The organism is Rhodothermus marinus (assembly GCF_009936275.1).
In the GTDB taxonomy this organism is placed as follows: Bacteria; Bacteroidota; Rhodothermia; order Rhodothermales; family Rhodothermaceae; genus Rhodothermus; species Rhodothermus marinus_A.
In genome coordinates this window covers 1,353,047-1,365,733 of the sequence record NZ_AP019797.1, presented here as the reverse complement: position 1 = coordinate 1,365,733, position 12,687 = coordinate 1,353,047, and the positions used below count along the sequence as shown (strand labels likewise).

General features: G+C 60.3%; 11 protein-coding genes. 1 reads left to right on the top strand and 10 read right to left on the bottom strand.

Features of this window, described 5'->3' with window-relative positions; translation table 11 throughout:
- Window positions 1-83: 83 nt before the first annotated feature.
- Window positions 84-515 carry a hypothetical protein gene (locus GYH26_RS05995; RefSeq protein WP_161540874.1) on the top strand — a complete coding sequence of 144 codons (432 nt, stop codon included), beginning with the start codon at window positions 84-86 and terminating at the stop codon, window positions 513-515.
- Here GYH26_RS05995 and GYH26_RS05990 read toward each other — a convergent pair.
- From GYH26_RS05990 to GYH26_RS05945, 10 genes are all read right to left on the bottom strand, one after another.
- Window positions 473-1,705 (bottom strand): glycosyltransferase family 4 protein, encoded by a 1,233-nt coding sequence (locus GYH26_RS05990; protein WP_161540873.1) that lies wholly within the window; start codon window positions 1,703-1,705, stop codon window positions 473-475. The genes GYH26_RS05995 and GYH26_RS05990 overlap by 43 nt on opposite strands.
- An 11-nt stretch (window positions 1,706-1,716) precedes the next feature.
- Window positions 1,717-2,571 (bottom strand): sulfotransferase domain-containing protein, encoded by an 855-nt coding sequence (locus GYH26_RS05985; protein WP_161542379.1) that lies wholly within the window; start codon window positions 2,569-2,571, stop codon window positions 1,717-1,719.
- Window positions 2,572-2,667: 96 nt separating this feature from the next.
- On the bottom strand, window positions 2,668-3,186 hold the full coding sequence (locus tag GYH26_RS15200) for a sulfotransferase domain-containing protein (RefSeq protein ID WP_242006617.1): 519 nt from the start codon (window positions 3,184-3,186) through the stop codon (window positions 2,668-2,670).
- Window positions 3,187-3,573: 387 nt separating this feature from the next.
- The gene (locus GYH26_RS05975; protein ID WP_161540871.1) at window positions 3,574-4,479 is read right to left on the bottom strand and encodes a sulfotransferase domain-containing protein; all 906 of its coding nucleotides are present in this window, start codon (window positions 4,477-4,479) and stop codon (window positions 3,574-3,576) included.
- A gap of 4 nt (window positions 4,480-4,483) precedes the next feature.
- Entirely contained in the window at window positions 4,484-5,353 is an 870-nt protein-coding gene (locus tag GYH26_RS05970) for a sulfotransferase domain-containing protein (RefSeq protein ID WP_161540870.1), read from the bottom strand.
- Window positions 5,353-6,312 carry a glycosyltransferase family 61 protein gene (locus GYH26_RS05965; RefSeq protein ID WP_161540869.1) on the bottom strand — a complete coding sequence of 320 codons (960 nt, stop codon included), beginning with the start codon at window positions 6,310-6,312 and terminating at the stop codon, window positions 5,353-5,355. Before GYH26_RS05965 ends, GYH26_RS05970 begins: the two co-directional genes overlap by 1 nt.
- 157 nt (window positions 6,313-6,469) lie before the next feature.
- Entirely contained in the window at window positions 6,470-7,315 is an 846-nt protein-coding gene (locus tag GYH26_RS05960) for a sulfotransferase family protein (RefSeq protein WP_161540868.1), read from the bottom strand.
- A complete protein-coding gene (gene hepA, locus GYH26_RS05955; RefSeq protein ID WP_242006616.1) occupies window positions 7,312-9,195 on the bottom strand; it encodes a heterocyst formation ABC transporter subunit HepA in 1,884 nt (627 codons plus the stop codon). The genes GYH26_RS05960 and hepA overlap by 4 nt, the downstream gene beginning before the upstream one ends.
- 521 nt (window positions 9,196-9,716) lie before the next feature.
- Window positions 9,717-10,223 (bottom strand): hypothetical protein, encoded by a 507-nt coding sequence (locus GYH26_RS05950; RefSeq protein WP_161540867.1) that lies wholly within the window; start codon window positions 10,221-10,223, stop codon window positions 9,717-9,719.
- 59 nt (window positions 10,224-10,282) lie between these two features.
- On the bottom strand, window positions 10,283-12,655 hold the full coding sequence (locus tag GYH26_RS05945; protein ID WP_161540866.1) for a GumC family protein: 2,373 nt from the start codon (window positions 12,653-12,655) through the stop codon (window positions 10,283-10,285).
- Window positions 12,656-12,687: the final 32 nt, after the last annotated feature.

Below are 12,687 nucleotides of genomic sequence, written 5' to 3'. Positions count from 1 at the left end.
GGGGTGTGGCCCCTCATGCACCAGTAGATCAGCGATCCCATATCATTCTTTGCACGTCAGGAGACGAGCACAATGGCCTGCCCATGCCCTGGAGGAGCGACCACAGTGTCCGCCTGAATATCAAGAGCACAACGATCCCGTATCAGATCCTCGAGCAGATGCGCGCGACCGACGCCCTGCGTCCCGACAGCCTCATCCCGGACTGGGACCGCACCGTCTTTGCCGACCTGGTGCGCCTGATGCAGCGCCATGGCGGCCGCGAGGTGGTCTTCAACGTGCCGCTGACTTCCTGGCATCGGCTGACCGACCGCCCCACGCCGGAGAAAATGCAATCCTTCCACAGGTGGGCCCGGCAGCATGACGTGCTCGTCCTCAACGTACCGGCCGACTACCCCGACGAAGCCTTTCCCGACCTGGTCCACCTGGCCGATGCCTACGCCCCGGACTTTACCCGGAAGCTGGCCGAAGGTTATCAGGAAGCGGCGGACGTTGCACGAGCCAGAAGTGCACCGTAAACCCGCTCCAGGGTATCGACCAGCGCTTCGCGGGTGTAGCGCTGGCGGACCAGGCGCCGGCCGTTTTCGCCGAACCGACGTGCCTGCTCCGGATGCTCCAGCAGCTGCAGCAGTCCTTCGGCGATCGCTTCGGGCGTCTGCGCCACGACAAGGCCGGCTTCGTTCCCTTCGATCAATTCCCGCAACCCCGGGGCCGGTCCGCCGACGACCGGCTTGCCGTAGCTCCAGGCTTCCAGATACACGGCCGGCAGGATCTCATGCCGCGAGGGCATACAGAACACATCACAAGCCGCGTAGGCATCGGCCTTTTCCTGATCGTCCACGCGCCCCAGATAATGCACGCGGGCGTCGGCGCCTTCAAAGATGTGCCGTTCGTCTTCCGAAGCCGGACCGATGAAGACAAAATGCACATCCGATCGTTTCGTCCACACCAGCGGGGCCGCCTGCACCAGGGCCGGTGCGCCCTTGTAATCATTCATGCGACCTACGAACAGCACGACCGGCGCCTCGCCCAGACCATGCCGTGCCCGGAAGCCGGCCCCATCGGCCCGATCGGGAAGAAGCGGCACCACGCCGTACAGATGTACCTTTTCGGGCGGTACGCCCAGTCGCTCGACAAGCACCTTTCGGTCGGTTTCCAGCAACGCCAGCACGGCGTCGGCCGTCTGCCAGTGCCGGGCGTCGTCGGGTCCGTCGCCGTACTGGCCCGGATGCACGTAGGGCGTCACCACGAACGGACGGCCCAGCGCTCGGGCCACCTCCTGCGCCATCCAGCCCAGGTAGTTGCCCGCCACAGAGTGCACCACGTCGGCCCACGCGACGAACGGTTGCAGCTTCGGCGCGAAAACCCGTCGGAAAAACGGATAGCCGAAGCGTCGCAGCGCATGATAGCGCCGCGCAAGGAGGGGCACGGTCCGCAGCGCGATCGGCAACATGCGCAGCCGATCCCCGAGGCCGGGCGTCAGCACATGCACGGGCACCCCTTCGTCGTCGTAGGAGCGGCCGTCGGGTAGCAGCAGGCTGTCACCCAGCACGCGCAGACGGGCCGGCAGGTGCGGCTCGCGGAGCGTGGTCGCTACCACCTGGACTTCGTGTCCCCGCCGGGCCAGTTCGTGCACCACCAGCCGCGTCTGCGTCTCCACCCCCCCGACGAACGGATGATACCGTTGCGCGACAAAGAGAATGCGCATGGCTTCAGCGATCAGCGAGGCGCCGTCGGCGTCTGTGCGACCGGTTCACGCGGGATCAGGCCCCAGTCGTTGTCCGGCTCATATCCCAGTCGCACGACCAGATCACCAAATTTCTCCTTGAAGGCGGCCACGTGTTCTTCGGTAAAATGATTGCGCCAGTCGCCCGGCTGCCCCTTCCGATAATGACTCCGAGGATCCTCCTCCCCTCTCCGACGACGCGCCTTCTTCTCAAACCGATGATCCCACACCCGTCCCAGCAACAACTCCCCCGGCACCGACATCGGCCGACGCAACCAGCGCAACCACCGATACCGAAAACTCGCCCGGTTCAACATCTCCCGCACAAACAACCCGATCCGCCGACGCGCCGAATAACTCTCCCCCTCATCCAGCAACCCCAGAAATTCAAAAATCCGCACAAACCCCTCATAGGGCCGCGCCGTCAACTCCTCCATCTTCACCTCCAGAATGTCCGGATGACCATAAGGCCACGCGCCCATATCCTGCAACACCGGCGCAGAGAACTCCATCTCCAGAAACAGGCCCTCTTCTTTCGAAACAGCAGCCAGCCGCTTTCGGTGGGGCTCCAGTTCAGGCAATGGTTCAATCGGATGACTGTACCGATGGGAAAAGTAGGCCGAGACGATCAGATCTCGTGGATCCCGAACCACATGAAACCCCCGAAATGGGATGGTCTGCAGATTTTCAACCAGTTCAGAAACCGCGATCGGAAAGCTGGCAAAGACTGCGTTTTGTTGCTGCAGATACGTCGCCAAATCCTCAAATGGTAAACGCTGTTGCGAAGCGGTTATCAACGCCGTGCGCTTCTCTGGCAGATAAGGGCAGAAGACTTCTTCCAGGGTCAATCCTGCGGCCCACGTTACCTCGCGCAGAATGGATCGAATCCAGGTAGAAGCGCACTTATGATGGCCAAAATAACAGTAAAGCATGGCTTTTCTCGGCTAAACGGTGTGTAGCTCGGCTTCCCAGGAATAGCCCAGCTTCTCTACAAGTCCCGGGAATTTCTCTTTGAAGGCTGCCACGTGTTCTTCGGTAAAGTGATTGCGCCAGTCGCCCGGCTGCCCCTTCCGATAATGACTCCGAGGATCCTCCTCCCCTCTCCGACGACGCGCCTTCTTCTCAAACCGATGATCCCACACCCGTCCCAGCAACAACTCCCCCGGCACCGACATCGGCCGACGCAACCAGCGCAACCACCGATACCGAAAACTCGCCCGGTTCAACATCTCCCGCACAAACAACCCGATCCGCCGACGCGCCGAATAACTCTCCCCCTCATCCAGCAACCCCAGAAATTCAAAAATCCGCACAAACCCCTCATAGGGCCGCGCCGTCAACTCCTCCATCTTCACCTCCAGAATGTCCGGATGCCCGTAAGGCCACGCGCCGAGATCCCGGAGTTCCTGTGCCGAAAAGTCCATCTCCAGCAACAACCCTTCTTCTTTGGACACTTCCTGCAATCGTTGCCTATGTTCAGCCAGATGTGGGTATCCCGCAGTCGGATGACTGTACCGATGGGAAAAGTAGGCCGACACGATCAGATCTCGTGGATCCCGAACCACATGAAACCCCCGAAAGGGGATTCCACTCAGTGCTTCTACCTGCGCTCGATAAGCATTTCGTACCATACAGAAATCAACTCCGGCTTTCCTGAGATACGTACCGAGATCCGCACAGGAAAGCCGCCGCCCTTCCATTGTAAGCAATGGTCCGTGTGCCATCGGCATCAGTGGATCCCGCATCCGCTCAGTCCGGAACCCTGCTTGCCAGCAGATCTCGGACAGAATGTCTCGGATCCAACGCGTGGCGCATTTATGATGCCCAAAATAAAAATAGACCATAACCTCTCAGGTTAAAGAAGGCACGATAGAGGAATCCCAGGAATAGCCCAGTTTTTCCACAAGCCCCGGGAATTTCTCCTTAAAGGCGGCCACGTGTTCTTCGGTAAAGTGATTGCGCCAGTCGCCCGGCTGCCCCTTCCGATAATGACTCCGAGGATCCTCCTCTCCCTTCCGACGACGCGCCTTCTTCTCAAACCGATGATCCCATACCCGTCCCAGCAACATTTCTCCGGTGATCGGGATCGGACGGCGCAGTCGCCGTAGCAACGGGTGGCGAAAGCTCAGACGATTCAGCATCCGGCGGACGAAATTGGCCACGCGACGGCGGGCCGGATAGTCGCCCTCCCAGTCCATGAGTCCCAGAAACTCGAAAATCTGCAGGAAGCCATCGTAAGGACGGGCGATCAGGTCCTCCATCTTGAGTTCGCGTATGTCCGGATGCCCGTAGGGCCATTCGCCGAGATCCCGGAGTTCCTGCGCCGAAAAGTCCATCTCAAGAAGCAACCCCTCCTCTTTGGAGACCGCCTGCAACCGCCGCCGGTGCTCGGCCAGATGCGGCAATCCTTCGGTCGGATGGCTGTTGCGATGGGAAAAGTAGGCCGATACGATGATGTCCCGCGGATCCCGGATCACATGAAAGCCCCGAAAGGGCACGTCGCCCAGTCCCTCCACGTGTGCCCGGTCGGCCGTAATGCAACAGGCGAAATCGACCCGCTCACGCGTCAGGTACGCCCCCAGCTCTTCCCGCCGGATGTCCCACCGCCGGTAATCGGTCAGCGGACCGTGGGCGTGCGGCGTGAGCGGATCGACCAGCAGCCGCTTCTGCAATCCGGCCTCCCGGCACACCTGGCCGATGATCTCATGGATCCACGTCGAAGCGCACTTATGATGCCCGAAGTAAACGTACAGCATAGCGTCATCCTGCTTCGGAAACGACTCGCGGCGTGAGCGACCAGTTCTCATCCGACTCATACCCGAGCCGCACCAGCAATCCCGGATAGCGCTCCTTGAAAAGTGCCACGTGTTCTTCGGTAAAATGATTGCGCCAGTCGCCCGGCTGGCCTTTTCGATAATGGCTTGTCGGATCTTCCTGGCCTTTCGGGCGGCGGGCCAGCCGCGCAAACTGCAGCGCATGCACGATACCCAGCAGCTTCTCGGCGGGAATCCGGTGGCGGGTCCAGCGCCCGAAGCCACCCCAGCGTCGCGTCAGTCGATTCCACACAAACCGAGGCGTATCGATGAGCTGCTGCCACCAGGGCCATTCTTCTTCATCCAGCAGCCCCAGGAATGAAAACATCTGCAGCACCGACTCGTAAGGCCGCGCCGTTACTTCTTCGAACTTCAACTCCAGCACATGCGGCATTGAGAAATCCCAGCTCATCAAGGGGCGCAGGTAGCGTTCGCTATAGGCAATCTCCAGCGCCAGTCCTTCGTCTTTGGGAACCTGCCGCAATCGCTGCCGGTGTGCGTAGGCCTCTTGCCTGAGAGAGCTAAGCTCGCTGTTGCGATGGAAGAAGTAGCCCGATACAATTACATCCCGGGGATCACGCACCACATGCACCCCCCGAAAGCCATCTATTTGCCGCACCTCATGGATTTCAGCATTGGCGCAACTTAGAACTTCATAGGAGGTGCGCCGATAGAACGCGACAAAATCCTGTCCAAGGCGCGTGCTCTTGTAAAAGTAGATATACCGCTTCCCCATCAGGGCACAGGCCCGCTCGGCAATCGTGCTGAGCCACATCGAGGCGCTTTTATGCCGCACAAAAAAGATTGCTCGCTCCATTACCCCCCGTGTCGTTGTGAAGACATCATTTCCTCCAGGGCCTGACGCAGCACGTCCAGGTCGATGACAAAATCGCGGTCGCGCCAGACCTCATCGGCATGCCGCCGGAAGTAAAGATTCCCGGTCGCTTTACAGAGAAAATAGTACGACGGCACTACATGAGGTGAAGGAAACCACTCAAGTACCTTTGCGCCTCTGGCGTAAATGAGGTTAGCAAATCCGGCACCATGCGCCCCCACCACCATCTCGGCGTCGTAGAATAGCTCGGCCTGCGCCTCATAAGAAAGCTCTTCGAGCAGATACGCCCGAAAGCCCCATCGTTCCAGCTCGGCCACCACTTCCGGTTCGTTCAACACCCGGCGGGTCCCCCGGGTCCGTCCGGCCCGGGAAATATAAATGCGGTGCCGGGGACGCCGCGGTCGATCCGGACAGAACGCCCGCCGAAACGTCTCCAGATAGGCCGCGTCGAGATAGGCCGCATGTCTGCGATTCATGTAACTCACAAACACGAAGGTGTCGATGCGGTACAGGCGCCGCCGCTTCAACCGGCGTACTACCACATTGGGCGGCCGGAGTCCTTTCAGGATGTACTGTTCGAGCGGGGTGGGCCCATCGCGGAGCAGCAGTTCAATGGTACCCAGATGGGCCAGGGCTGGATGCCCGAGCGCCCACAGACGCGGGGGGTTGTCGATCAGCGCATGATAAAACTGATTATGGACGGAGCGCAGCGCCGCCGCCGGTCCCCTGATCCGCTCGATGCGCCGGGCCGAAAGCGCATAATGATCAAGATACTCGGGCCGGGGAATCGTACTGATGCTTTCGGCCAGCACCTGACCCTGCTCGGTCAGAATGACATTGTTGGCGGGACAGTAGAGCACGTCGTGCAGAATCGCCGCAAAGACGCCCGGCGTCCGATACACCGGCTGGCGGTAGTGCGCCACGCCCGGCACAAACTCCATATCAATCGCCTCCGGCGTGGGCACCTCCTGCGGCGGAACAATCCAGATTTTTTCTACCCTCGGGAAAAGGGAGTCAAACGGGACAATCTCTACAAGTCGCTTCTTTCGAAAAAAAGAAAGGACCTTTCTTCCTAGTTCACGTATCATTCTTCAGACACTATGGATACCATATATTTTTCTCTTCTAACCAGGAAAATAAACGTTCATTTTCTCTGTGATACAATTCGTACAGACGATTTTTACAATCTATCGAAAGAGTAAAACGGTCAGGCTTAAATAGCCGATGATCCAGAGCAATGGCTATTCGCTTGATCCATGTTGACTCTGGAAGATAATATTGCAATGCCAATCCCCATTTGCTTCGTCCATATCGAATATACGCATTCTCAATATGATCAAGATATTTGAACTCAAAATCAGAATCTACTCCAATAAATGAACAAACTTTTTGCAACCCTCTACGCACATCATCTCGTACATATTTCTCAAAAATCAATACCAAAATTCTTTCTTCTCTATAATATTTCAAAAAATCACTTATGTACTTAAAATAAAATCCTTTTTCTAAGATAGCATATTTTTCTCCAAGGTATCTATACCGCCCAAACAGCACCTCGTCTGGTGAAACAAACGGCGAAATACGATGGGTACGAATCAGGTGGTTTATGTGGGACTCAGCACGATCTACAGGGTTACGAACCAGAACAATCAGGCGTGCATCAGGGAGCAATGCATGGATGCGTTCACTTATTACTGAGCGCAGGCTTACATCTACAGGACAGAGATAGTCCGGCGTTTTCTCTCCGATAGCTCTTTTGCCTGCTCCCTGCTCAAACAACGAAGCATACCACTCTACTCCTCTGGCATAATTTTCTGCCCTGTCAAAAAAATGAACCTCTCCGGGGCACACATAGACCTGAGGATGTTGCGCCAGTTTGGCTGCAAAATAAGAAGTCCCACATTTCTGCGCGCCGATAATCAGGAAATTCGGCAATGTGCTCATGCCTCTTGCATCACCTCACCCTGCTGTAGCTGATAAAACTTCCAGAACGCGCCTCGACGACTCACCAACTCCTCATACGTCCCCTGCTCCACGATGCGGCCGGCTTCGAGGACGACCACAAGGTCGGCGTTTTCGATGGTCGAAAGGCGGTGGGCGATGACGATGACCGTACGGCCGGCCATCAGGCGTTCGAGTGCCTCCTGCACCAGCCGCTCCGAGACGCTGTCGAGCGCGCTGGTGGCCTCGTCGAGCACCAGGATGTCGGGATCACGCAGGAGCGCCCGGGCGATAGCGATCCGCTGGCGCTGTCCGCCCGAAAGCCGTGCGCCCCGGTCGCCCACCACCGTGTCGAACCCTTCCGGAAGCTGCTCGATGAACTCCAGCGCATTGGCCTGCGCGGCCGCCCACCGGATGCGCTCCTCCGGTACATCCGCCAGCCCGTAGGCAATGTTGGCCCGGATCGTGTCGTGAAACAGGAACGTATCCTGGCTCACCATGGCCACCCGACGGCGGAGCGTGTCGAGCCGGTACTGTCGGAGGTCGATGCCGTCGTAGAGGATCTGCCCCTCGTCCGGGTCGTAGAGGCGCACGATCAGGTCGGCCAGCGTGCTCTTGCCGGCCCCTGAGGCGCCCACAAAGGCCACGGTCTGCCCTTTTCGGATCGTCAGATTGATGTCGTGCAGCACGCGCTGGCCGGGCTCATAGCCGAAGCTGACGTGGCGCAGTTCGATGGCCTCGCGCAGGCCCTCGAACGGGATGGTACCGTCGGGCAGGTAGGGTTTGTCATCGCGCCGGAGGATGGCGGCCACCGCGTCCACGGCTCCGCGCTGCTTGGCCCACATGGCCCGCAGGCCGTTGATATTCTGCACGATGGGCAACATGCGGAAAAATGCAAACAGGAACGTGATGAGCACGGCGATGCTCATGCGCCCCGGCAGCACGAAGAACTGCACGGCCACAATGATCAGGCCGATCAGCGCCGCCGAAGCCACCGCCTGGGAAAGCGGTCCGATGAGCGACTGTTTCCGGCTGAGCCGCACGACCACGTCGGCCGCCTCTTGGCTGACCTGCTTGAACCGCGCCGACTCGAAGGCTTCAGCACCATGCGTCAGCACCGTACGAATGCCGGCGATCAACTCCTGCGCCCGGGAGGCAATCCGGCTGTTCGTAACCGTAATGCCGCTACCTTCCTGCTTCAGACGCACCACCAGTACACGCACGACCACAAACAGGCTGATGGTCAACCCGACGGCCACCAGCGCCAGCGGCCAGGAAAGTGCAAAAATGGCCGTGCCATAGACCACCAGCAGGAAACCGTTAATCAGAATGGCGCTGGACGTGCCAAAAAGCATACGCAACCGCTGGATTTCGGCCGTCAGGACGTTGAGCAGGTCACCGGCGCGGCGGTGTGCATAGAACCGGAGCGAAACGGCCTGCAACTGGTCGATGATCTGACAGCGCAGGCGGTGCAGAATGGACTCCTGCAGGCGAATGCTGAACTGCTGGGACGCGTAGCCCAGAACCGCCCGTAGCAGGATGGCCGTCAGGATCAGCCCGGAAAACCAGTACAAGCGCGTCATGACCGGGGCATCGACGCGCAGCAGGTGCTGGTCCACCCAGGTCCAGCCCGTGGCAAAACCCTTCGCGTCCGGATTGGTCAGGCTGTCCAGAAACGGCACGAGCAGGCCCAGTCCGACTCCCTCGAAAGCCGCACCCAGGCCGGTCAGGGCGACCGTCAGCACGAACAGCCTCCGGTGCTCCCAGAGCTGGCGCAGCACCAGGCGCGCGCCTTCATCCACACGCCAGAACCGACGGCGCAACAGTATTTTCACCCCCTGTTTCATCCCCACCACAACCTGCAATCTATCAGTCTTCAGCATAGTGGTAACTGTTGTCCGTAAAGCCCCATTGATCAAGAAGCCCGACCGATCATTCACCCCCTCAGCCGCTTCGCGGCAGCTCCCCCTTCGAGGGGGAGCAGTGTCTATGGACTACGGCCGGTGGTAGAAGTCGGCACTTGCGCGTCTTGCAGCGCCGATGCTTTCCTGCTTATGGCCTTTCTTCTATGGAGTCAGAAAATTTTGTTGACCTCCTCAGGCCCTTCGGGCCAGCCCCACTCGAAAGAGGGCAAAGCCCATGGGCTACGGTAAGCGGTGGAGGCCCGCGCTTACGCACATTTCAGCGTCAACGCTTCCGCTTATTTTCTTCCCCCTCCCTGCCAGGGAGGGGGTCAGGGGGAGGGTATTTCCCGGTTGTTGCCTGCCGCATTGTTCGAGTCGATCGGCGCCGGTGACGGCTTCGGGATTCCTCTTTCAGAGCTCTCAAGCCCGCTCCTTGCATACAGAGTCAGCGAAACGGGTCCATGCAGGTATCGTGGCGTTTGTATTGCTGGATCCATCCATCAGAATTCCCGTCGGATCAGCAGATAAAGCGTCAGCATCTGGGCGATGGTGCGGGTGATTTCGAAGGCCGTCCCCCACCCGAACCGCGCCCGCTGGCGCATTTCCACCACCAGGATGTCGCCTTCCTGAAGCGGCGGATAGGGTCGGGCACCGCCTCCTACCAGGCGTTCCAGGCGCTCGTTGTAGATTTCGCGCCGCTCACCGTTTACATCCCGAAACAGACGCACCAGATACTGCTGGCTGACGCCCTGAGGACTGCTCCCCACACCCGGCACCTTTGCCGCCGACAGCAGCGGAATCAGATCCACGCCCCGTTCGACCCGCCAGATGCCGGGCTGCCCGACCGCCCCCCAGATGTACACGATCATCGTGGGCCGGCCCGGCCGGTAAAACTCAAATTCGAACGAACTGCTGCCACCTCCCAGTCCTCCGATCGGCTGGGCATGGGCGATACCAAACAGCCCCCAGCTCAGCAGCAGTAACCACCATCCTGTTTTATAGCGCATGGGTTTCGTTTTCCTGGTTGACGGAACAACGAACGGGCCTGCCCGCTCCTCCGCACGCATCAGCCGGTGGCCGCTTCCCGGGCATAGTAGCCGTAGCCCTTATGGTATCGACGGCCATAGCCGTAACCATAAGCGTAGCCTTTGCGTTTGTCAGCCCGGTAGCGATTGAAGATTACTCCGGCAATCGACACGTTCACCGACTCCAGCGTCTGGCGCGCGATGTCCAGCGCCTTCGCGTCGGTGCGTCCGGCCGAAATCACCATCAGCGTGGCCTCGCAAAGCTGCGCCAGCAATACTGAGTCGGTCACGGCCAGCACCGGCGGCGAGTCGATCACGATCACGTCAAAGTGCTTGCGCAGAAACTCCAGCAATTGCACCATGCGCTGCGATCCCAGCAACTCGGGCGGTGGTTGATCGACCACGCCGGCCGGGAGGAAGTACAGGTTGGGGATGTCGGTCGCCCAGCTTTCCGGATCGGGCCGCACTTTGCCCAGCAGCAGTTCGGACAGACCGGGCTGATCGGCCACCCCCAGCACCTCGTGCGCGCGCGGACGCCGCAGGTCGGCGTCGATCAACAGCGTGCGCTGGCCGCCATGGGCCGTCGCCACCGCCAGGTTGGCCGCTACCACCGTCTTGCCGTCGCCCATCTCCGGGCTGGTCACCAGCCAGGTCACAGCCCGTCCTTTTGCCGGGGTATGCTGCTGCAGGTTCGTGCGAATGAGCCGGAAGTTTTCGGCGATCGGCGACCAGGGATCCAGCAGTGTAATCAGTGTGGTGCTACGCGGCCGCTCGTCGACCTCGACCACCTTGCGCCCGCGGAAATGCTTGCGAATGTAGGGCTCCATGGCCGGCACTACTCCCAGCAACGTGTAGCCGTGCTCCCGCACCTTCTCCGGATCGTCGAGCTGCGTGTGCATGGCCTGTCGCAGAAACGCCAGCCCGAGCCCGAGCCCCAGGCCGATCAGGATGCCCAGCACGATGTTCTGCGCCCGATTCGGCCGCACCGGGACGGTCGGAACGAACGCACTGCTGACGATCTTGACGTAGCCGAGCTCGGACTGCTCGGCGATCATGATGCGCTGCAGCTCCTGCACGAACGTCGTGTACCACTGCTCGGCCATGGCCCGGCGCCGTTCGAGTTGCTCCAGTTCGATCTGCTGCCGCGGCAGGCGGGCCAGCTGATCTTCGTACTTGGCCAGCTCCTGGTTGAACGCCTCGACCTGACGCTCCAGCTCCTGGATGGCCAGTTGCTTTTCGATGCGACGGGCCCGGAGCTGCTCGACGTAGCTCAGTGGCTCCGAAGCCGGCGCCTGGCTGTCGCGGCCGATCATTTCTTTGACGAGCTGCGCCTGCAACTGCTCGCGCTGCTTTTCGAAGTGATCGATCTGCCGCACGATCTCGACAAGCTGCTGATCGCCCAGCTTCTCTTCGTTGCCGCGCAGCTTCGGATTGAACACGTAGTACTGCTCGGCCTGCACCTTCAGTTCGGCGATCTTCTTCGAGAGCGCGTCGATCTGCGCCTCCAGGGTCGATACCTGCCGGCTTTTGACCAGTTCATCAACCAGGCCTGGCTCCAGCTTCTGCAGCTCCTGTTCGATGAACTGCAGCGCCGACTTTTCCTGCTCCAGCTGGAAGCGGGCGGCATCGCGCTGCGCTTCGAGCTGTGCCACCTCGGCGACCAGACGTTCGCCCTGCGGTCCCAGCCGCACCACCTGGCGCGAACGCGCAAACGCCTCCCACTGCCGCTCCAGCTCCTCCAGCTCCTGGCGCCGCTGCTCGACCTGTTTTTCGACAAACTCGCGGGCGGCCGCCAGGCTTTCCCGGCTGCGCTCCCGACTGAAGCGCTCGTATTCCTCGGCATAGCGGTTGGCGATCACAGCCGCCTCTTCGGGCGTCGTGCTCTCGGCCGTGATCACGATCATGTCCTGATCCGAAAGCGGCTGGAAATGGACACGCTCTCGCAATCGCAGCGCGATCTCCCGGATGGTCGGTTCGCGCCCATCTTCCGTGGGTGCCAGGATCGGAAAGCGATCCTTCGCCCCCGCCGTCTCTGCCGTGGCCACGATCGCCTCGGCCACGCGCGTGGCCAGCTCGGCCGAATTGCGCAGAATGCCCAGCTCGTTCGAGAGCGCCCGCCGCTCGATGGGCGTAAAGGCCGCCACACTGACCGGTGCATTCTCACCGCCCCGCGTATCGACAAAGACGATCGCGCTCGACTCGTACACGGGCGGCAGCGTGTAGGTGTACGCACCGATGGCGCCGGCCACCACCAGCGTGGTCAGCAGGATGATCCACTTGCCCCGCCGGATCGTGTGCCAGATCTCGGCAAAGTTGATGCGGCCCTCGTCGCGCTTCTCGTCGGAGGCGGGCGGCAATCCCCCCCGTTGCCCGCCGCGCGCCACGATCAGCGAATGATGTCGGTAATGTGCCATGATTCCCCCGGGATACTCCCCTGAAATTTACT

Coding starts and splice junctions, on each gene's coding strand:
- GYH26_RS05990 (WP_161540873.1), bottom strand. CDS start 1,705: ATGCGCATTCTCTTTGTCGCGCAACGGTATCATCCGTTCGTCGGGGGG.
- GYH26_RS05960 (WP_161540868.1), bottom strand. CDS start 7,315: ATGAGCACATTGCCGAATTTCCTGATTATCGGCGCGCAGAAATGTGGG.
- hepA (WP_242006616.1), bottom strand. CDS start 9,195: ATGCTGAAGACTGATAGATTGCAGGTTGTGGTGGGGATGAAACAGGGG.
- GYH26_RS05975 (WP_161540871.1), bottom strand. CDS start 4,479: ATGCTGTACGTTTACTTCGGGCATCATAAGTGCGCTTCGACGTGGATC.
- GYH26_RS05965 (WP_161540869.1), bottom strand. CDS start 6,312: ATGGAGTTTGTGCCGGGCGTGGCGCACTACCGCCAGCCGGTGTATCGG.
- GYH26_RS05945 (WP_161540866.1), bottom strand. CDS start 12,655: ATGGCACATTACCGACATCATTCGCTGATCGTGGCGCGCGGCGGGCAA.
- GYH26_RS05995 (WP_161540874.1), top strand. CDS start 84: ATGCCCTGGAGGAGCGACCACAGTGTCCGCCTGAATATCAAGAGCACA.
- GYH26_RS05970 (WP_161540870.1), bottom strand. CDS start 5,353: ATGGAGCGAGCAATCTTTTTTGTGCGGCATAAAAGCGCCTCGATGTGG.
- GYH26_RS05950 (WP_161540867.1), bottom strand. CDS start 10,223: ATGCGCTATAAAACAGGATGGTGGTTACTGCTGCTGAGCTGGGGGCTG.